Origin of the sequence: Brucella sp. 22210 (assembly GCF_052045675.1) — a bacterium.
GTDB lineage: Bacteria > Pseudomonadota > Alphaproteobacteria > Rhizobiales > Rhizobiaceae > Brucella.
On sequence record NZ_JBQEPD010000003.1, the window covers coordinates 21,328 to 41,323 of the forward strand.

Genomic DNA, 19,996 nt, shown 5'->3' on the forward strand with positions numbered 1-19,996 from the left:
GTTTTTTATGCGCTTTGCACACTGTTTCGCGTGGGCCTCATTCTCCAGAATTATCGGTCGTCAACAGGCTTTCATCTTTTCAGAAAAGTCGTCGAAATTCGGATTGACCGATTTTGTATCCAGGATATAGTTTGAGAAAAGTTGGGAGACTTTTCGATTGTCGGCTTATGAATGGCGTAGTCAGACCCGGTTGCTGGACGAAGTGGCAGAGGCGCTTCGGGAGCGAATCTATGCGGGCGTTTATGCGCCGGGCGCGATCCTCCGGCAGGAGCACATAGCCACTGAATTCGGCATCAGCCGCACGCCTTTGCGGGAAGCTTTGCGTGTTCTAGAGCGCGACGGGCTGGTCATCCATCTGCCGGGCAGGGGGGTGCGCGTCGCCTCCGCCGATCTCACCCGCCTGATCGATGCCTATGCCGTGCGTGAAGTGCTCGACGGTGTCGCTGCGCGCTTTGCGGCCGAGCGGGCGAGCGATGCGGATATCGCCAGATTGCGCACCCATGTTGCAGGCCAGTCGGCCGTGGTCGATCCGTGGGACCCCAAAGCCTACACCCAGTCCAATGTCGATTTTCATATGGCGGTGATGAACACGGCGGGCAATGCCTCGCTGATTGCCTTCGTGCCGCTGTTGCGCATGACATCGCAAGTTTTCGCGCCTTCCTTTTCGCTGTCGGTAGACCGCGCACGCGACGCCATCCGCGAGCATGGCGCAATCGTTGAGGCCATTGCCGCGCGCGATGGTGAACAGGCTGAGCGGCTGGCGCGGGCGCATATCCGCGCCACCACGGCAAGATTAGAGGCGGAACAGCCTCTTCGGGAGAATGAAGATGAAGCATGAGAACCAGACGGGAGGAGCGGGCTTGCTCCGTTATGGCAATTTCATCGCGGGTCAGTGGCAGGATGCGGCTGGCGGCGAGCATATCACCGTCAAGAACCCTTCCGATGGCAGCGATCTGGCGCTGATCGCGCGCGGCACCAAGGCCGATATCGATCAGGCTGTGGCGGCCGCCCGCAAGGCGCTTTCCGGCGATTGGGGCAAGCTGACCGCAACCGAACGTGGCCGTGTGCTGCACCGCATTTCGGAAGAGGTGTTGAAGAACATCGATCTCCTGACTGATCTGGAATCGAAAGATGTCGGCAAGCCGGTCACGCAGGCTCGCGCCGATGTGGTGGCGCTGGCGCGTTATCTCGAATTCTATGGTGCATCTGCCGACAAGGTGCATGGCGACACGCTGCCCTATCAGAACGGCTTTACGGTTCTGTCGATCTATGAGCCGCATGGTGTCACGGGCCATATCATTCCGTGGAACTATCCGATGCAGATTCTGGGTCGCAGCCTTGGCGCAGCACTGGCCATGGGCAATGCTGCCGTGGTCAAACCTGCGGAAGAAGCCTGCCTGACCATTCTCGAATTTGCGCGTATTGCCGAAAAGGCCGGTCTGCCGGTCGGTGCGCTCAATGTCGTCACCGGGCTTGGCGCGGAAGCAGGTGCCGCGCTTTCCGAGCATCCCGATGTCAACCACATCTCGTTTACGGGGTCGGTGCGCACGGGCGAAGCGGTGCAAGCCGCAGCTGCCAAAAACACTGTGCCTGTTACGCTGGAACTCGGCGGAAAATCGCCGCAGATCGTTTTCGCTGATGCCGATCTCGACCGCGCTTTGCCGTTTCTGGTCAATGCGGGCATTCAGAATGCCGGTCAGACCTGCTCCGCTTCGTCGCGTATTCTCGTCGAGCGCAGTATTTATGAAGATGTCGTCGCGCGCATGAGCGAACGCTACCGCGCATTGAAAGTCGGCCCGGCTAGTGCTGATCCGTCGGTCGGTCCGGTCGTATCGCAGCGCCAGAAGGCGATTGTCGAAAGCTATCTCGATCTGGCGAAGGAAAGCGGACTGGCCATTGCCGCGCAAGGTGTGCTGACCGAAGACGCGCCGGAGGGCGGGGCCTATGTGTTGCCGACACTGATCCGCGACGTGCCTGCCGATCATCGTCTGGCGCAGGAGGAAATCTTTGGTCCGGTGCAGGTCATTCTGCCTTTCGACACCGAAGAAGAAGCCATCGCGATTGCCAATGGGACTTCATACGGCCTCGTCTGCGGCATCTGGACCAATGATGGTGGACGTCAGTTCCGCCTGGCGCGGGCCATCCATTCCGGGCAGGTCTTCATCAATAATTATGGTGCTGGCGGCGGTATCGAATTGCCGTTCGGCGGCGTGAAGAAATCCGGCCATGGCCGCGAAAAGGGTTTTGAGGCGCTTTACGGGTTTGCCTCGCTGAAGACCATCTCGGTCTGGCATGGCTGAGACTAGCATTTGGGAGAAACATAGTGTCGCTTGAAGGTAAGGTCGCGCTCATCACGGGAGCAGGTTCGGGGTTTGGCGAAGGCATGGCGAAGCGCTTTGCTGACGGCGGCGCAAAGGTCGTCATCGTTGACCGCGACAAGGCAGGCGCAGAGCGCGTCGCAGGCGAAATCGGCGATGCAGCGCTGGCCGTGGCTGCCGATATTTCCAAGGAAGCTGATGTTGATGCAGCGGTGGAAGCCGCTTTGTCGAAATTCGGCAAGGTCGATATTCTGATCAACAATGCCGGCATCGGTCACAAGCCGCAAAATGCCGAACTGGTGGAGCCGGAAGAGTTCGACCGCATTCTCGGCGTCAATGCGCGCGGTGTCTATCTGATGACGCGCAAGCTCATTCCGCACATGAAAAAGAATGGGGAAGGCGTCATTCTAAATGTCGCTTCGACCGGCGCTGGTCGTCCGCGTCCGAACCTTGCCTGGTACAATGCCACCAAGGGCTGGGTTGTTTCGGTAACGAAGGCGCTCGCCATTGAACTCGCACCGTCGAAAATCCGCGTTGTGGCGCTGAACCCGGTTGCCGGTGAAACGCCGCTTCTCACCACATTCATGGGTGAGGACACCGAAGAAATCCGCAAGAAGTTCCGCGATTCCATCCCGATGGGCCGCCTGTTGAAACCTGATGATCTGGCTGAAGCGGCGGCTTTCCTTTGCTCGCCTGCTGCCTCTATGATTACGGGGGTTGCGCTCGACGTGGATGGCGGGCGCTCGATTTAAAAGTTGGAGGGATAGGGGAACCCATGGGTAACTTACTGAAAGCCGGGCTTATAACGGCTGCGATGCTGGCATCGATCAACGGTGCCTTCGCGAAAGACACGCTGGTGGTCGGCGAAGTGCTGGAGCCGCCGGGTCTGGACCCGACCGCCAATGCCGCTGCCGGTATCCGGCAGGTTACCTATGCCAACCTTTATGAAGGTCTTGTGCGCATTGTGGAAGACGGCACGGTGAAGCCGCTTCTGGCCGAAAGCTGGACTGTCTCCGATGACAAGAAGACCTATACGTTCAAGCTGCGTCAGGGCGTGAAGTTTCACGACGGCACGCCGTTCGACTGCTCGGTGGTGAAGTTTTCCTATGAGCGCGCCGTCGCTCCGGATTCCACCAATGCGCAGAAGGGCCTGTTTGCGCCGATTGAAAGCACGCAATGTCCTGACCTGGCGACGGCTGTTGTCACGCTGAAGCGCCCGACCTCGAACTTCCTGTTCAATATGGGCTGGGGCGACGCCGTGATGGTCGCGCCGAATTCGGCAGGCGAGAACAAGACCAAGCCGGTTGGCACGGGTCCGTTCAAGTTCAAGCGCTGGGTGCAGGGCGACCGCGTCGAACTGGAACGCAATGCGGATTATTGGGGTGAGCCTGCAAAGCTCTCCGCCGTCACGTTCCGTTTCGTCAGCGACCCATCGGCGGCAGCCGCAGCCATTCTTGCGGGTGACATTGACGTGTTCCCGATGTTCCAGGCCCCGGAGCTGATCAGCCGCTTCAAGAGCGATGACAAGCTGCAGGTCGAAGTGGGCGATACGGCAGGCAAGGTCATCCTGTCGCTCAACAACGCCAAAGCGCCTTTCGACAATGTGAAGGTGCGTCAGGCGCTGGCCCATGCCATCGACAGCAAGGCGCTGATCGAAGGCACTTATTCGGGCTTCGGCACGCCAATCGGTTCGCATTATTCGCCGGTTGATCCGGGCTATGTCGATCTCTCGCAGACCTATCCGTATGATCCGGCCAAAGCCAAGCAGCTTCTGGAAGAGGCTGGTGTTCCGGCAGGCACGTCGATCACCATCACGCTTCCGCCACCCGCCTATGCGCGTCGCGGCGGTGAGATCATTGCGGCGATGCTGGCCGAGGTCGGCATTCAGGTCAATCTCGTGCCGATCGAGTTTGCGCAGTGGCTGGATCAGGTGTTCAAGCGGTCGGATTTCGACGCGACGATCATCGCCCATACCGAAGCGCGCGATCTCGATATCTACGCCCGCGACAAGTACTACTTCAACTATAACAACCCGGATTATAAGGCGCTCTACAAGTCTTATGCCGAGGCTGGCAGCGACGAGGAACAGCTGGAACTCGTCAAGAAGTTGCAGGAAAAGCTGGCCGCCGACGAACCGAATATCTTCCTCTATGCGCTGCCGAAAATCGGCGTCTGGAATAAGAACGTCAAGGGTTTGTGGAGGAACATGCCGATCCCGGCTGATGATCTGACCCAGGCTTACTGGGCCGAATAAAAGCTTCCGCCCCGGCGCTTTGGCAAAGGGGCGGAATTCAAGCGCATCCCCGATGCGCGTTGAAACAATGTGAATGGCCGTGCACCCCATAAATATAAGGGGAGGGCGTGCGGCGAGTTGGAATGTGGAAAGCGGATATCCGTCTTTTCAAGGAGGTCGCTTTGCTGGCTTATATATCCGGGCGGTTGGTCTCGCTCTTGCTGACGACGCTTGCGGCTTCCGTCATCGTTTTTCTGCTGATGCAGGTGCTGCCGGGCGACCCGGCAGCCGTGATCCTTGGCATCAATGCGCAGCCTGAAACACTCGCTGCGCTCCATACCCAGCTCGGCCTCGACCAGCCAATCTGGTGGCGTTATCTCACATGGATCGGCGGCTTTCTCAAAGGCGACTTCGGCACGAGCTACACCTATTCCGTGCCGATCAGCGAACTGCTCGGCCCCCGCATCATGGTCACGCTGCCGCTGGCGCTTTTGTCCATGGTCCTGTCGGTCGCGGTTGCCATTCCGGTCGGCGTCTATGCGGCGTCCAAACGCGGCAAAACCGGCGACGTGCTTTCTATGGGTGTGGCGCAGGTCGGCGTCGCCATCCCGAATTTCTGGCTTGGCCTGCTCTTGATCCTCCTGTTTGCCCTGCAGCTCGGCTGGTTTCCGGCCTCGGGCTTTGCGGGTTGGGAAGGCGGCTTCTGGAACGGTATCCGCTCGTTGTTCCTGCCAGCATTGGCGCTTGCACTGCCGCTTGCAGCCATTCTGGCCCGCGTGACGCGTTCCGCCGTCATCGAAACATTGGGTGAGGATTTCGTGCGGACCGCGCGCGCCAAGGGCCTGACACGCAAGGCGGCACTGTGGCGTCATGCGGTGCCCAATGCACTGATCCCTGTCGTCACGATCATCGGCCTGCAATTCTCCTTTCTGCTGGCGGGAACCATCATCATCGAAAACGTCTTCAATCTGCCCGGCCTGGGAAGGCTGGTGTTTCAGGCCATCGCGCAGCGCGATCTCGTCACCGTGCAGTCGCTGGTGACGCTGCTTGCCGCTTCCGTGATCGCGGTCAATTTCATCGTTGACCTTGTCTATGGTTTCATCGATCCGCGCCTTTCGACGGGAGGCAGCCGATGAGCGACACGCAAATCCTGCCGAAGCCCGGCTTTTTCCGAACGGTGCTTTTGAGCCGCAGCCTGACCATCGGTACGCTGATCACCGTTATCCTCGTTGCGATGGCGCTTATCTCCTTTTTCTGGACGCCCTATTCGCCGACGGCGATGAATTTCCGCGACAAGTTGCAGGGGCCAAGCTTCAATCATCTGTTCGGCACGGATAATTTCGGGCGCGATGTGTTTTCCATGATCATGGTCGGCGCGCGCAATTCCATCGCCGTGTCGATCATCGCCGTGCTTGTCGGTGCCGGGATCGGCATTCCGCTGGGCGCTTTCGCGGCTGCACGCGGTGGCATGGTGGACGGTTTCGTCATGCGCATGACCGATCTGGCCTTCGCCTTTCCGGCGCTTCTGACGGCGGTGATCATCACGGCTGTTTTCGGCCCCGGTGCCGTGAATGCGATGATCGCCATTGGCATTTTCAACATTCCTGTGTTTGCGCGGGTCACACGCGGCGCATCGCTGGGGCTTTGGAAGCGTGAATATGTGCAGGCAGCCCGTTGCGCGGGGCGTGGCGATGTGTCGATCACGCTTTTGCATGTGCTGCCCAATATCAACCATGTGCTGATCGTGCAGGCGACGATCCAGTTCGCGCTCGCCATTGTCGCCGAAGCGGGCCTTTCCTATGTCGGGCTTGGCACGCAGCCGCCGATGCCAAGCTGGGGCAAGATGCTCAACGACGCACAGACCTTTATTTATGACGCGCCATGGCTCGCCATTTTCCCCGGCCTGGCCATCACGTTTGCCGTGCTTGGCCTCAACATGCTGGGTGATGGATTGCGCGATGTGCTCGACCCGCGCGTCAGGAGGCAAAGATGATCGCACCCCTGTCCAAAACGCCTCTTCTTGAAATGGAAAACATGTCCGTCGAGCTGCCCTTTGGTGCTCGTTCGGCAGATATTGTCTCCGGTATCACGCTGACGCTGAACCGTGGTGAGCGCCTCGGCATCGTGGGCGAATCCGGCAGCGGCAAGTCGATCACGGCGCTTGCCGCCATGGGCTTGCTGCCTGAGCGCATGCAGGTGCGCGGTCGCTTGCGTTTTGACGGGGAGGATCTGGCGAACAAGCCGGAAGCGGAACTCTGCAAGATGCGCGGACGGCGCATGGCGATGATCTTTCAGGAGCCGATGACGGCGCTCAATCCGGTCAAGTCCATTGGCGCGCAGATCGCCGAAGGCCGCCGTCTGCACTTAAGCGAAAGCCGGACCGATGCGGAGCGTGAAGCACGCCGCCTTCTGGATCGCGTGGGGCTGCCCGCGCCGCGCTTCAATCTCGATCTTTATCCGCACCAGCTTTCTGGTGGGCAACGCCAGCGCGTGATGATCGCCATGGCGATTGCCTGTGAGCCGGACCTGCTGATCGCCGATGAGCCGACAACGGCGCTTGATGTGACCGTGCAGGCGCAGATTCTCGATCTGATGGACGAACTGATCGACGAAACCGGCACCGCCCTGATGCTGATTACGCATGATCTCGGCGTGGTGTCGGAAATGACCGACCGGATTGCCGTCATGTATGCGGGCCGCATTGTCGAGACGGGCCGCACGGAAGCTGTCTTTCAGCGCATGGCACATCCCTATGCCCGTGGCTTGTTTGCAGCCTCGCCCCATGGTGCGGCACTGGTGCGCAACCATGGTACGGGGCGTCAGCGCCTTGCCGCCATTCCGGGTGTTGTGCCGGACCCGCTGGCGCGCCCGCCTCATTGCACCTTTGCCGACCGTTGCGCCTTTGTGCAGGACGATTGCCGACAGGCAATACCGGGTCTCGATTTCATTGCCGAGAATGACGGCATCGTGCATCGCGCCGCCTGCCTGCATCCGCGTGAAGGCGAGGTGGTTTCATGAGCAAGATGATTTTGCAGGTGCGCGATGTGGTGCGCGAATATCAGCTTCCGCGCGCATCTTTCTTTTCAAAGCCCAGCGCATTGCGCGTGCTGCATGGGGTGAATGTCGAGATCGAAGCAGGGCAAAGCCTTGGCATCGTCGGCGAAAGCGGTTCCGGCAAATCCACGCTGGCGCGTGCGGTGATGGGGCTGGAGCGTCCGCAATCGGGTCAGATTCTCATCAACGGTCAGGATATCTATGGGCTGGATCGCGCGGGCCTGCGTGAAGCGCGCAAAGGCTTTCAGGCGATCTTTCAGGACCCTTACGGTTCTCTCGATCCGCGCCATACGGTGAAGCGCATCATTTCCGAGCCGATTGTGTCGCTGGAAAGCGGCACCAGTTCCAAAGATCGCGACGACCGCGTTGCGGAAGTGCTGGAAGCGGTTGGCCTGCCCAAGGCATCTGCGGAAAAATATCCGCATGAATTTTCCGGCGGGCAACGCCAGCGCATTGCCATTGCGCGCGCCCTGATCACCAAACCTGCACTGATTGTCGCTGACGAGCCGGTCTCGGCGCTCGACGTTTCCATTCAGGCGCAGGTCTTGAACCTGATGATGGATTTGCAGGAAAAGTTCGGCCTTTCCTATCTTTTCATCAGCCATGATCTCGGCGTGGTGCGCGCGATTACCGACCGTGTTGCGGTGATCTATCGCGGCAATATTGTCGAGCAGGGGCCGACCAATGCGGTGTTCGACAATCCGCAGCATGACTATACGCGGGCGCTGGTCGACGCCGTGCCAAAGCCTTTCTCCGGTCGCCGCAAGCGCGTGCGGCGATCCGATTCCACACTGAAATTGCCTGAGTGATTTGAGGAAATATCCAATGTCGAATCTTGCCGATTTGTCAGCCGTAGAACTCGTGGCCGCCTATAAAGCGAAGTCGCTTTCGCCGGTCGAGGTCACCGAAGCTGTCATCACCCGCATCGACGCTTGCGAGCCGAAGCTGAACGCACTTTGGGCTTACGATCCCGATGCGGCGCGAGCAGCGGCCAAGACCTCGGAAGCGCGCTGGTCGAAGGGTGAGCCTGCCGGTCCCATCGATGGTGTGCCGCTGACGATCAAGGAAAATATCGCGACCGAAGGCACGGCGGTTCCACTGGGCTGCGCGGCGCTGCCGCTGAAGCCAGCCGCCGCTGACGCACCGCCTGCCGCGCGCACGCGCGAGGCCGGTGGCGTTCTGCTCGCCAAGACCACCATGCCCGATCTCGGCATGTTGTCGTCGGGCCTGTCGAGCTTCCATAAGCTTGCCCGCAACCCGTGGGACCTTAACACCAATCCGGGCGGTTCAAGCGCCGGTGCTGGCAGCGCTGGTGCCGCCGGTTATGGCCCGTTGCATATTGGCACCGATATTGGCGGCTCCATCCGCCTGCCTGCCGGCTGGTGCGGTCTCGTCGGTTTGAAGCCGTCCTTCGGGCGTATTCCGATTGATCCGGCATTTCTCGGCCGCGTTGCCGGTCCGATGACCCGCACGGTTGCCGACAGCGCGCTTTACATGTCGGTGCTGTCGCGACCCGACCGCCGCGACGCCATGAGCTTGCCCTATCAGGACATTGACTGGATGAGCCTTGATATCGACGTCAAAGGTTTGAAAATCGGCCTGTGGCTCGATGCCGGCTTTGGTGAGCCGACCGGCGATGAAACCCGCGCTGCGGTGGAAGCAGCGGCCAGACTTTTTGCCGATGCGGGCGCAATTGTCGAGCCGGTTGCCCCATTCCTCAATCGTACCATGATCGATGGTCTCGACCGCTTCTGGCGTGCGCGGTCCTGGGCGGATGTGAAGAAGATGACGCCGGAAAACCGTGCGAAAATCCTGCCTTACATCTATCAGTGGACCGAAACTGCCGAAGGTCTGAACGGCGAGGAGGTCTATTCCGGCTTCGCGCAGATCGACGCGATGCGCCATGCAGCGCTCGCCGCGTCGAAGGGTTTCGACTTCATTATTTCGCCGACCGCGCCGATGCCGACCTATCCGGCGGAATGGGCATCGCCGGTCAACGATCCGCAGCGTCCTTTCGAGCACATCGCCTTCACCGTTGCGATGAACATGTCGGAGCAACCGGCGATCTCGATCAATTGCGGTTATACGTCGACGGGACTGCCAATCGGCTTGCAGATTTTCGGCCAGCGTTTCGACGATCTGGGCGTGTTGCGGTTGGCACAAGCCTATGAAGGGATGCGGCCAGTGCAGCGCCCTTGGCCGGTTATCGCCTGATCGCCAAACCAGCACCCCTCATCCTGAGGAGGCGCGAAGCGCCGTCTCGAAGGGCGAGGAGGGGTATCCCGTGCTTGCTATTTACCGGGCCGGAGCGGTGCGCGTTCCTTATAGCGATCCACGGCGGTGAGCTTCTGGATTAACGGCTCGGCATCGCGCCAGCCGTAAATCTCGGTGCGCAGATAGTCGAGTTCGGCGTCGAGTTCATCTTCACCGATCTCGGTCCACCATGATTTCGGGCGACCGTCGCTGCCGTCCGACCAGCGATAGCGGCGCTCCTTCAGCTTGTCCTTCATCTCGAAGGGGCTGTTTTCGGCATAGATGCGCAGGCGCGATTTCTGGCTGGCTTGCAGCAGTTCGGCAAAGGGCGTGGTGTCGCCCGACTGTTCCTTCAGCACGGCGAGCAGCGCCTGACAGTCATCCTCGGCGCGGTGTCCATTATGGAAATAGCCGCTCTGGCCGATCAGATAGCCAAGCTTGGTGCCTTCGAAGCCGCGCGCCGTCCAGTCGATTTCCTTGACTGAACAGGCCCATGGCTTGTTGGCGAAGACCGGCGAGAACCGCTCCAGAAATGGACGGTCGAAACCGGCATTATGCGCAATGATCAGATCAGCATCGGCAATCAATGCTTCCAGCTCTGCCAGCGGAATTGTCTGGCCCTTCACCATCTCGTCGGTGATGCCGGTGATGCGGGTGATGTCCGCCGGGATCGGCTTTGACGGTTCCTGCAAGGCGCCGAAAGTGGCGCAGACATCACCAATCGAGCCGTCATCCGCATAGCGAAACGCGACGGCGCCAATTTCGATGATTTCTTCCTGCGCCGCATTCAAGCCGGTGGTTTCCGTATCTACCACGACACCAAGACGCGGGAAGGCCTGTGTGTCGGCATCAGGCACGACGGGCAGGGGATCAAGGCGGCGCAGAATGCGATAGCGCCCGCTATCCTTCAGCTGACGTACCATTTCGGCTTCATCAATGACTGGGGCCTTCAGCGCCTGCACGCCGAATGTCTCGCGCTTGGGCTTCGCGCGGGCAGGACGCAGCTCCGCCCGTTCTTCTCCTGCCTTCGCAGCGGGAGCAAAAAGGTCGAACTGGTGGCGCATCGAAATTCTCCGCGAGAGCATTGCCAGCACACGTGTCGAGGGGTCTGGCGTTGGAAATGCAAAACAACAAATAGAGCGTCAGCAGCCAGTTTTCCGGCTGGAACCGCTCGAATGGCATGGTTACAGGATCGCACTTCGCCTTTTCCAGACCAAGCCTTCATTCTCATTAGTAACAGGTAATAGTGGCCGGAAATGGCTTCAAGCGCCCAGCTTCTTTCTCCGGCGGGCAATATCTGGGGATAAACATCGTGCGCTTATTTAAGAATAAAATTCAGAATTTTCATGGATGTCTTTGTTTATAATTTTTTATTAGCGTCTACTTTATTTAAGAGAATAAATATATTGTTTTGGAGGGTTTAATTTCTCTACAAAAGCTAATTTGACTGATATATGCAATTGCACATTCAGATTGGCCTCACTACTTATTGAATTTTAATTCAATCGATTACTGGTCTGGTTTCTCGTGAAGATTGTTCCCTCTCTGCTGATCATGCTGTTTGCGGTCGCGATGTCGAGCCTGTGGGTGCTCGACAGACGGCGAAAGCACATGCTGCTTTTCGGCCTGAGCTTCGCGGCCTTTTCTCTTGGACATTTTGTGCAGGTGTCGCCGCCTCTGCCCGAGCTGCGGCAGACATTCCTTCTGGCGATCCTGCTGCAACTTGCAGCTGGCTGGCTGTTTTGTCAGGCGGTGATGGTACGGCTTGGACGGGGCTTTCCCCCGATCACGGCGTCGCTGATCACGGTTTTAACGCTGGCTGCCGTCGGCCTGCTTGCCGGGCAGGGGGTGATCTACAGCTATCTGGTCGTTGCGGCTAATATAGGTCTTGGCACACTGGCTGCGGTTCTTTGCCTGCATGCCCGGCGTGTGCCGGGTGACCGGTGGATCGAAACGGCGCTGCGTCTGGTTCTGGCGCTGCTGGCGGCACATTTCTTCCTGCGCAGCATCTTCACGATTGTCATGCTGGATGATGTGGCCAGCTCCAGGGAGTTGCTGTCCTTGCCCTATTGGTCATGGGTAACGGTGGCAGCATCGATGGGCGGTGTTCTGCTCGGTCTCTTAATTTTGACCGTCGCCGCGCTCGATATCATCGACAAGTTGCGCAATGAACGCGATGCCGATCCGCTGACCGGCCTTCTCAACCGGCGCGGTATGGAGCGCCACGCAAGGCGTAAACTGGCAAGAGCCGCGCAAGGCGCGACACATGCCGTCATCATTGCCGATATCGATCATTTCAAGGCGATCAATGATGAGCTTGGCCATGCGACTGGCGACCGCGTGCTGGTGGAGTTCTCACATCTGCTGCAGTCGCTGGCGGGGCAGGATGTGATCGTCAGCCGTGTCGGCGGGGAAGAGTTCGTTCTGCTGGTTGCCGGCAGCGCGCAGCAATGCGAACGCTTTGCCAAGCGGCTTTGCAGTCAGGTCGGTCGCCATGCATTTGCGGCGTTGCCGAAAGACCGCCATGTGACATGCAGTTTTGGCATCGCCATGCTGCGTCATGATGAAAAGCTATGGGAAACGGTGTCCCGCGCCGATCTTGCCTTGATGCGCGGCAAACATCGCGGACGCAATCGCACGGTGACCGAGGGCGATGAATTCCCTGAATTTTCGGGTGATGCGCCAGCTGCTTATCGCCTGACGGGCTGATGCAGCTTTCCTCTTTCGGAGAGGAATTATCAGTCACACGCCGTTCGTAAAGACTTTGGTTACCATAATTCGCCATGCTGGAAGCGACCAATGCGGTCACTGCTTCGCTTCGGCCACTGCTTTGCCATGTCCTCTTCGCTTTTTTGCCGAACTGACATGCGAGGCGAGGCCGGAAGTGGGGCCGCGAAGTCGAATTCCAGTCGGGTTAGTATCATGGCGTGTGTGACAGAAGTGTATGGCTATGCGGCTCCGCGTAGCGGCCGTATCGGCCTTCCGCTCAGTTTGCGTGGCTTTTTGCGCGTGACGGCATTTGCCGCGACAGGTCTTGTCGCCGGTGGCTGGATGCTGACCGCGCTCGGCACGATTGAAACGGCCATTCCCGCATTTGCGCCCGTCGCTCCGGTCATGCGGCGCATTCCGGCAGCCATGCCGAAGGCGCTGGCCCTTGTCGACCAGACCCGCACTCCGGCGCACAAAATGCGTGAAAGCTTCATCAAGGCCTATACGGCGGATACTGCCTATTCCAACCTCGACTGGCGTCGCAACAAGATGACCGATGATCAGCCGATCATTGCCGATATCGGTCCGGATTCTGTCATCGAGCCAAAATCGGTTGATGTGGCTTCGTTGATCGAACCGCGCGCGGATCGTGTGCGTTTGCCTGAGCAGATTGCAGTCGCCTCGGCTGATCCGGCAGCGGACAAGACGGGCAACAAGATTTCAGCTGACGCGGCTGCGAAAGCCGTCACCGCGGGCGCAGTCGCGCTTGGTTATGCCAGCGCGCCGCAGACACCTGCCGCTCTGGTTGCGCTTGCCAAGATCCAGCCGCAGAGCCAGACCGGCATTCTGCCCCTGTCGCAGGCTGAAGAAGCCGATGCGGGAGGCAGTGACACACCCGAACTGCCAATCGGCAATGCAATACCGCTGCCGCAATCGGCACCTGATCAGAAGACAGATATGGCGGCTGACGACGAAGCCGATCGCGACATGTTCGTGCCGGATGATGTGCCTTTGCCGGGTGCCAAGCCTGCATTGCGTACGTCGCGCATGCGTCCCAAGACACAGTTGGCCTATGCGCCCGAAAGCGGCGCAACGGACACACCGGAACCCGGTCTTTTCAGCCCGCTGATCAATCAGGCTGCCCGCAGCCGCGTCGCCATCTATGATATTTCCGCTGCAACCGTTTATCTGCCGAGCGGCGAGAAGCTCGAAGCTCATTCGGGCATCGGTCGCATGCGTGACAATCCCACCTATGTGAACCAGAAGAACCGTGGCCCCACGCCGCCGCACAGCTATAATCTGCGCATGCGTGAGGCGCTTTTCCACGGCGTTGAAGCGATCCGCCTGACGCCCGCTGATGGCAACAACCGCTACAATCGCGACGGACTTCTGGCGCATACATTCATGCTGGGTCGCAACGGCGATTCCAATGGCTGCGTGGTGTTCCGGGATTATCCGCGCTTCCTGCGCGCCTTCAAGCGCGGCGAGTTCAACAAGCTTGTCGTGGTGCCCCGGATGTCATCCTCCAAGCCTGCGCGCATTGCTTCGCTTTTCTGATCGGGACGCTTCCGCGCAAAGAATTTCCGGCATCGGCTGAATACACGAAAAATTGCCCCCAACAATATTGCAGGGGCTGCGGGAATTGATAGAAATCCCGCGTTGCAATTCTTCGGAGATATCCTCAGTGAAGCTCTATTACAAAGCCGGTGCCTGCTCGCTCGCACCGCATATCGTTCTTAGTGAAGCCGGCCTGCCTTACACGTTTGAAGCCGTCGACCTGAAAACCAAGGTTACCGAAAGCGGTGCCGATTATCTGACGGTCAATCCGCGTGGCGCAGTTCCGGCTCTGGAACTCGAGCCGGGCCTGGTAATCACCCAGAACGCAGCCATCCTGCAATATATTGGCGACCATTCGGATGTTGCGTCGCTCAAGCCTGCCTATGGCACGATGGAACGCGTGCGCTTGCAGGAAGCGCTCGGCTTTTGCGGTGATCTGCACACGGCCTTCGGCGGCTTGTTTGCGCCGAACCTGACCGAAGAAGCGAAGGTGGGCGTGCTTGCCAATATCAGCCGTCGCATGGGCCAGCTTGAGGCCATGCTGGTGGATGGTCGCAGCTATTGGCTGGGCGAAGAACTGTCGCAGGCCGATGTTTACGCGTCTGTCGTACTCGGCTGGGGCTTGGTGATGCAGGTTGATCTCGGCGCTTATCCGAAGGCGCTCGCCCTGCGTGAACGCGTCATGGCGCGTCCGGCAGCGCAGAAGGCGCTGAAGGAAGAAGGCCTGATCTAACCTTGCGCAGCCGGAGCCTTAATGGCTCCGGCTGATTGGCCGTCGTGTTCTATGGCGGCGCGTTCTTGGCGATCCCACGACATTGCTCAGCCGTATCGGCCCTTTCGCTTTATCGTCGACCCACCCACGCTTCATCCATCACTATTCTCCAGGCTTGTCAGCTGCCCTCAGTGCGAGTGGCGGGGCGATGGAGTGTGTTTTGTAGATTCTAGATCATTTCGATTTCAGTAATTTAATTAAGAATAATTTTCTAATATTTAGTATATATTGCAGTATATTTGCATGTAAATATGTTGTGATTGAAAGCAAATAAACGAGCAATAAATTGCAGTTTATTGAAAATAATTGTGCTATCTGCATTGTTTGAATCTTTTTGATTTGGTAATTCATCAATATGACTTCGTAAATTCGAATTTTAATTGAGAGATAGCTAAATTTATTTTTTGAAATGTTCGCCATGGCCGAGGGGCTGAAGGGCGCGTTTAGGGGCAATGATGTCGGTCATCTCAAAAGATCTGATGCGGGTGCTGGGCTCAACAGCCGTTGCTCTCGTCCTGTCAAATAACTTGGCAAGTGCAACGAGTGTCGTGGTGAATGGTGCTGCCTACCAATATGCCGGGGGCGGTACGATGACCCCGGACGGCCTTGGCGCGACCTACCAAGTGGCGACCATCAATAATGGTCGCGCGTGGGGCATTCTGGTATCGGGCGCAGCGGGGGCGGGTTCGACGCTGAATGTTTCAAACATCAATGTCATCACGTCAGGGCCGAAGGCGCACGGTATCCAGGTTGGTGCGAAGGGCAGCGATGCGGACGGCACGGATCATTCAATCATTCATCTGCTCGGCGGTGTAGCTGTCACAACAGATGACGCGGATTCCTTCGCGTTACATGCGATCGATGGCGGCACGATTGATGGCACCGTTCAGGTCACGACGACAGGCACCAACGGTTTCGGTGCTTTCGCGGAAAGCTGGTCATCAATAGTTTTGACCAACTCGACGATAAATACCGCCGGTCAGAATGCATTCGGTGTTATTGCGAATAATGACATGGGCACCGTCGCTGGCCGGATATCGGGTGACAATCTGAGCATCACGACCACCGGTTCCAATGCATCCGGCGCTTATGCCGATAATGGTGGTCAGGTCCTGCTGACGAACAGCAATATTGTCACGGGTGGAACCGCTGCTTACGGAGTCGAAGCGCTGTCGGGCGCCGTTGTTACACTGAACGGTGGCACGATCACGACGTCGGGCAACAGCGCCAGAGCCATACAGGCCGATGACGCGACGGTTGTCGCCAACGATGTGACGATCGTGACCAACAATGCGGCACGCTTTTCCGAGGGCGTTCAATCGCAGAACAATGCGAGCGTGACGTTGAACGGCGGTTCGATCACGACCTATGGCCTGCGCAATTATGGTCTGATCGCCAGCAATGGCGGGTCGATTACGTCCAGTGCCGATATCAGCACCTATGGCAACAATGCCCATGCTGTACAGGCGGGTGCTTTCGGCACGAACCATCCGAATTACGCCTATGACGGAACCACGTCCGGTACGGTCTATCTGACGGGAGGTACGATCCGCACATATGGGGACAGTTTCGCTGTCGGCTTGCACGCCCTCGATGAGGGGGTGATCGACGCTCGCAATATCACAGTTGAAACCGTTGGCGCGTCGAGTTTTGGGGCTTTTGCTGAATCTGCCTCGACGATTAAGCTTTCCGCAGCCACCATTCGGACGACCGGGAGCCAGGCCTATGGGCTTCTGGCCAATAATGACGAGGGAACGGCAGGCGGCCTGATTGCGGCAACCAATACGGATATCGTCACTTCGGGTGCCGGTGCCGCCGGTGCCATGGCACAGGCGGGTGGTTCGATTTCGATCACGGGCGGCAGCGTAACCGCACTGGGCGAAACGGCATCTGCTCTGGCAATTTCCGGTTCCGGTACGATTGAAGTCGAAGGCGCGGTTCTCAAAAGCGCGCAAGGGCCAACGATTGGCGTAGTTCTGACCAGTGCAGACGATGTGGCGCATATTCGCCTGGGCAGTGGAACGGTTGCGACCGAGAATAACGGCATCTTGCTGCAGGTGGATCGCTCCAACGGCGCTGGATCTGGCGGGGTCGTCAACATAGAGCTGGATGCGGGTTCGGTCAGCAAAGGCAATATTATTGATTTGCAGGCGAAAACCGGGGCTGGCAACACCAACCTGGTTCTCCAGCAAGGCGCGCAATGGACGGGATTTCTCCAGGGGATCACCCATATTCAGGGAATGCGCGGCAGCAGTCTGGTCTTTGAGCAACAATCGGTCATTGCTGGAAATCTCACTGGCGTCCAAAGCAGCTTTGACTTCGGCGATGAAGGCGATTCCATTGGCGGCAACGTAACGCTCACGGAGGGGTCTGTGACGCGAGGCGGTACGGTTGCAATACCTGTCCAAGTGGGCGGAAATGTCAGTGTTGACCAGACATCCATTCTTGGCGGCAACTGGCATATAGCGGGCAATCTGGTCAGTGCGGGCACGATCACACCCGGCAATTCCATCGGCATTGTGGCCGTTGACGGCGATCTGACGCTGGCTTCATCTTCGGCCTATACGGCGGAGATCAACGCGCAGGGTGAAGCGGATCTGATCAAGGTTGGCGGAACCGCCAATCTGGCAGGCACGGTCACCGTGTCCACGCTTGGCGGCTATCAGCTTGATCGGCCTTACACGATCCTGACCGCGGGCAATCTTGCGGGCACCACATTCAGCAGTGTTTCCTGGAGCGGGTCGACCACCTTCATTGCGCCGAACCTGAGTTATGATGCGAATAATGTTCTCTTGACCATCGGTCGTAATGACGTCGCGCTTTCAAGCGTCGCGCAGACCGACAATCAGCGGGCCGTCGCAGAAGCGGTTGACGGACTGGATCTCAGTAATTCTGTGGCGAACTCGGTCGTCTTTCTGGATGCGGCAGGGGCGAGGGCGGCTTTTGACCAATTGTCGGGTGACGCTTATGCCTCCACCAAGACGAGCCTGATTGAAACATCGCATCTGGTGGCGGATGCAATCAACAACCGTTTGCGCTCGGCCTTCGCTGGTGTTGAATCGAAAGATGTTCCGGTTCTCTCCTATGCGAAGACACAAGAACCATCGCGCGCGTCTGCTGCAATCGACGCGGCCAGCGATAATGCGTCTTCGGCGCAATATGGCTTCTGGGCGACGGGCTTCGGTTCCTGGGTGAAGCAGGACGGAAATGCCAATACTGGCGGGGTTTCGACATCGTCAGGCGGTTTTATCTCCGGTCTCGATGTGGGTTTGGCCGGGGGCTGGCGGTTTGGCTTCGCTGGCGGCTACAGCCAGTCGGATATTGATTTCAAGGGCAGAAATGCTGCTGCGACGAGCGACAGCTGGCACCTGGGCATTTATGGCGGCAACCAGTGGGGCGCGCTCGGGTTACGGGCAGGTCTGATCCAGACGTGGCATAGTATCGATGCGTCACGGTCAGTCTCATTTGCGGATCTCTCCAATACGCTGGAGGCCGATTACGATGCTCGCACATTGCAGGCGTTTGGTGAGATCGGCTATCGGCTTGATACTGCTGCAGCGTCGTTCGAACCTTTTGCCAATCTCGCGCATGTCCGGCTGCGTACCGACGGATTTACCGAAACCGGTGGGGCTGCGGCGCTGAATGTCGAAAGCGATAAGACAAATACCACCTTCACCACTCTTGGTCTGCGGGCGGAAGCTCCCCTGTCGCTCGGGTCGGCTGCGGTCAACTTGAAAGGCTCGCTGGGCTGGCGTCATGCTTATGGCGACATCATACCGGTCTCAACGCAGGCCCTTGCAGGCGGTGATGCCTTCACCGTGGCGGGTGCGCCGATTGCCAAGGATACGGCTTTGCTTGAAGCGGGGCTTGATTTTGATGTGACACCGGCTTCGACGCTTGGCGTCAGCTATGTTGGTCAGTATGGCAGCGGCGCCAAGCAAAACGGGTTCAAGGCTTCGTTCAATATCAAGTTCTGATCCTTCTTGATCCACGGAGAGAAACCGCGCGGCCAATCGTGACAACGTCCCCGGCGGCAATGCCGAGCGGGGACAGTTCCGGTTGATCGGGGTTGCATGCGACATGCTTTTCGGTCAGTCCAAGCTCGGAAGCTCGGAAGCTCGGAAGCTCGGAAGCTCGGAAGCTCGGAAGCTCGGAAGCTCGGAAGCTCGGAAGCTCGGAAGCTCGGAAGCTCGGAAGCTCGGTCTACTTCAAGGGCTGAACCTGATATGTCAGGCTGCCCGCCGTCACTTCTTCGATCTTGATGGTCAGGTCGCGAATCTCGATCATTGACTGTGCGATCGGAAATTCCACTGTCTGCCCGCTTGCGGGATGTTGCAGGTCGTGGCCGGAATAGCCTCGAATTTCGAATTGCATTTTGTCCGCTTCGATCCCGACGAACAGAATGTCGTAGATCGTGCCGCTTTCATTCGCATCGTAGTCCTGCGCGCGGGGAAGGTCTGTTCCTTTGCCATAGGCACGTGGCGGAACGATCGGATCGCCAGACAGGATGAATTGCGTCCGGCCAAAGCTGTCCGGTGCAGGAGCAGGATTTTCGTTGATGTTTTCTGTTTGCGCCGCGACGGCTCCCTCCGCTGCTTGCGCAAGGCTCTCGGTAACGGAACCGCAAAAGCCAACGGAAAGGCCAGCGAGGCATGTCAAAATTGTTCGTCTCACAACATGCATTCGGCTTCGCAACTCCCGTTAACAGACATCACGCTGTCGCATCTTTGCCATGATCATTCCAGCTGAAAAGCGCCCCGAATTCACTCGGAAAACACGCAACTTGCTCATCGCTATGCATGACGCGGCACGAATCATACTTGGCGCGCTGGTGGTGACCTGAACTTGATGGCTTGGAAGAACGGAATGATACTGGCGGAGAGAGAGGGATTCGAACCCTCGATACGGTTTCCCGTATACACGCGTTCCAGGCGTGCGCCTTCAACCACTCGGCCACCTCTCCGTCTGCCTTGCTGTCGGGGAAACCGTGTTAAACGGTGAAATCTGACTGCAAACGAGATACCGCATTTTGTCTGGCGCTGGTTATTCGCCAACATGCGGTAGCGGCGCGCAATATAGCCAGAATACGCATATGATCAA

The 19,996-nt window shown here is 58.4% G+C and carries 15 protein-coding genes and 1 tRNA gene; 13 read left to right on the forward strand and 3 right to left on the reverse strand.

What is annotated here, in order from left to right; genetic code table 11:
- Positions 1-157 precede the first annotated feature (157 nt).
- The 9 genes from ACTJKP_RS05075 (at position 158) to ACTJKP_RS05115 (ending at position 9,819) form a co-directional block, all read left to right on the forward strand.
- Positions 158-838: a GntR family transcriptional regulator gene (locus ACTJKP_RS05075; RefSeq protein ID WP_078339873.1), complete on the forward strand. Its 681-nt coding sequence runs from the start codon at positions 158-160 to the stop codon at positions 836-838.
- Positions 822-2,300, forward strand: a complete 1,479-nt coding sequence (locus ACTJKP_RS05080; RefSeq protein ID WP_440629896.1) for an aldehyde dehydrogenase family protein — start codon at positions 822-824, stop codon at positions 2,298-2,300. The genes ACTJKP_RS05075 and ACTJKP_RS05080 overlap by 17 nt, the downstream gene beginning before the upstream one ends.
- 23 nt (positions 2,301-2,323) lie before the next feature.
- The gene (locus tag ACTJKP_RS05085) at positions 2,324-3,070 is read left to right on the forward strand and encodes a glucose 1-dehydrogenase (RefSeq protein WP_440629897.1); all 747 of its coding nucleotides are present in this window, start codon (positions 2,324-2,326) and stop codon (positions 3,068-3,070) included.
- Positions 3,071-3,093: 23 nt separating this feature from the next.
- Complete coding sequence (locus tag ACTJKP_RS05090) at positions 3,094-4,572, forward strand: ABC transporter substrate-binding protein (RefSeq protein WP_440629898.1); 1,479 nt, start codon at positions 3,094-3,096, stop codon at positions 4,570-4,572.
- A gap of 161 nt (positions 4,573-4,733) precedes the next feature.
- Positions 4,734-5,687: an ABC transporter permease gene (locus ACTJKP_RS05095; RefSeq protein WP_078339956.1), complete on the forward strand. Its 954-nt coding sequence runs from the start codon at positions 4,734-4,736 to the stop codon at positions 5,685-5,687.
- Positions 5,684-6,544, forward strand: coding sequence for an ABC transporter permease (locus tag ACTJKP_RS05100; protein WP_431569698.1), 861 nt, complete (start codon positions 5,684-5,686; stop codon positions 6,542-6,544). Before ACTJKP_RS05095 ends, ACTJKP_RS05100 begins: the two co-directional genes overlap by 4 nt.
- Complete coding sequence (locus ACTJKP_RS05105) at positions 6,541-7,569, forward strand: ABC transporter ATP-binding protein (RefSeq protein WP_440629899.1); 1,029 nt, start codon at positions 6,541-6,543, stop codon at positions 7,567-7,569. The genes ACTJKP_RS05100 and ACTJKP_RS05105 overlap by 4 nt, the downstream gene beginning before the upstream one ends.
- Positions 7,566-8,414 (forward strand): ATP-binding cassette domain-containing protein, encoded by an 849-nt coding sequence (locus ACTJKP_RS05110; RefSeq protein WP_440629900.1) that lies wholly within the window; start codon positions 7,566-7,568, stop codon positions 8,412-8,414. The genes ACTJKP_RS05105 and ACTJKP_RS05110 overlap by 4 nt, the downstream gene beginning before the upstream one ends.
- A gap of 16 nt (positions 8,415-8,430) precedes the next feature.
- Positions 8,431-9,819: an amidase gene (locus ACTJKP_RS05115; RefSeq protein ID WP_440629901.1), complete on the forward strand. Its 1,389-nt coding sequence runs from the start codon at positions 8,431-8,433 to the stop codon at positions 9,817-9,819.
- 77 nt (positions 9,820-9,896) lie between these two features.
- Here ACTJKP_RS05115 and ACTJKP_RS05120 read toward each other — a convergent pair whose 3' ends face one another.
- Positions 9,897-10,922: a 3'-5' exonuclease gene (locus ACTJKP_RS05120; RefSeq protein WP_440629902.1), complete on the reverse strand. Its 1,026-nt coding sequence runs from the start codon at positions 10,920-10,922 to the stop codon at positions 9,897-9,899.
- A gap of 463 nt (positions 10,923-11,385) precedes the next feature.
- On the opposite strand from ACTJKP_RS05120, the gene ACTJKP_RS05125 reads away from it, so the two are divergent.
- The 4 genes from ACTJKP_RS05125 (at position 11,386) to ACTJKP_RS05140 (ending at position 18,873) form a co-directional block, all read left to right on the forward strand.
- Entirely contained in the window at positions 11,386-12,567 is a 1,182-nt protein-coding gene (locus tag ACTJKP_RS05125) for a diguanylate cyclase domain-containing protein (protein ID WP_440629903.1), read from the forward strand.
- Positions 12,568-12,780: 213 nt separating this feature from the next.
- Positions 12,781-14,124, forward strand: coding sequence for a DUF2778 domain-containing protein (locus tag ACTJKP_RS05130; RefSeq protein WP_440629904.1), 1,344 nt, complete (start codon positions 12,781-12,783; stop codon positions 14,122-14,124).
- A 127-nt stretch (positions 14,125-14,251) separates the two neighbouring features.
- Positions 14,252-14,857: a glutathione S-transferase N-terminal domain-containing protein gene (locus ACTJKP_RS05135; RefSeq protein ID WP_440629905.1), complete on the forward strand. Its 606-nt coding sequence runs from the start codon at positions 14,252-14,254 to the stop codon at positions 14,855-14,857.
- Positions 14,858-15,351: 494 nt separating this feature from the next.
- Entirely contained in the window at positions 15,352-18,873 is a 3,522-nt protein-coding gene (locus ACTJKP_RS05140) for an autotransporter domain-containing protein (protein WP_440629906.1), read from the forward strand.
- A gap of 226 nt (positions 18,874-19,099) precedes the next feature.
- Here ACTJKP_RS05140 and ACTJKP_RS05145 read toward each other — a convergent pair whose 3' ends face one another.
- Both ACTJKP_RS05145 and ACTJKP_RS05150 read right to left on the reverse strand, forming a co-directional pair.
- Positions 19,100-19,555: a hypothetical protein gene (locus tag ACTJKP_RS05145; RefSeq protein WP_440629907.1), complete on the reverse strand. Its 456-nt coding sequence runs from the start codon at positions 19,553-19,555 to the stop codon at positions 19,100-19,102.
- 214 nt (positions 19,556-19,769) lie between these two features.
- Positions 19,770-19,859: transfer RNA gene (locus ACTJKP_RS05150), tRNA-Ser, on the reverse strand.
- Between the last annotated feature and the right edge of the window lie 137 nt (positions 19,860-19,996).

Excerpts from the sequence above, each read along its gene's own strand:
- ACTJKP_RS05080 (WP_440629896.1), top strand. The coding sequence starts at position 822 with ATGAAGATGAAGCATGAGAACCAGACGGGAGGAGCGGGCTTGCTCCGT.
- ACTJKP_RS05090 (WP_440629898.1), top strand. The coding sequence starts at position 3,094 with ATGGGTAACTTACTGAAAGCCGGGCTTATAACGGCTGCGATGCTGGCA.
- ACTJKP_RS05100 (WP_431569698.1), top strand. The coding sequence starts at position 5,684 with ATGAGCGACACGCAAATCCTGCCGAAGCCCGGCTTTTTCCGAACGGTG.
- ACTJKP_RS05105 (WP_440629899.1), top strand. The coding sequence starts at position 6,541 with ATGATCGCACCCCTGTCCAAAACGCCTCTTCTTGAAATGGAAAACATG.
- ACTJKP_RS05110 (WP_440629900.1), top strand. The coding sequence starts at position 7,566 with ATGAGCAAGATGATTTTGCAGGTGCGCGATGTGGTGCGCGAATATCAG.
- ACTJKP_RS05115 (WP_440629901.1), top strand. The coding sequence starts at position 8,431 with ATGTCGAATCTTGCCGATTTGTCAGCCGTAGAACTCGTGGCCGCCTAT.
- ACTJKP_RS05120 (WP_440629902.1), bottom strand. The coding sequence starts at position 10,922 with ATGCGCCACCAGTTCGACCTTTTTGCTCCCGCTGCGAAGGCAGGAGAA.
- ACTJKP_RS05130 (WP_440629904.1), top strand. The coding sequence starts at position 12,781 with ATGGCGTGTGTGACAGAAGTGTATGGCTATGCGGCTCCGCGTAGCGGC.
- ACTJKP_RS05140 (WP_440629906.1), top strand. The coding sequence starts at position 15,352 with ATGTCGGTCATCTCAAAAGATCTGATGCGGGTGCTGGGCTCAACAGCC.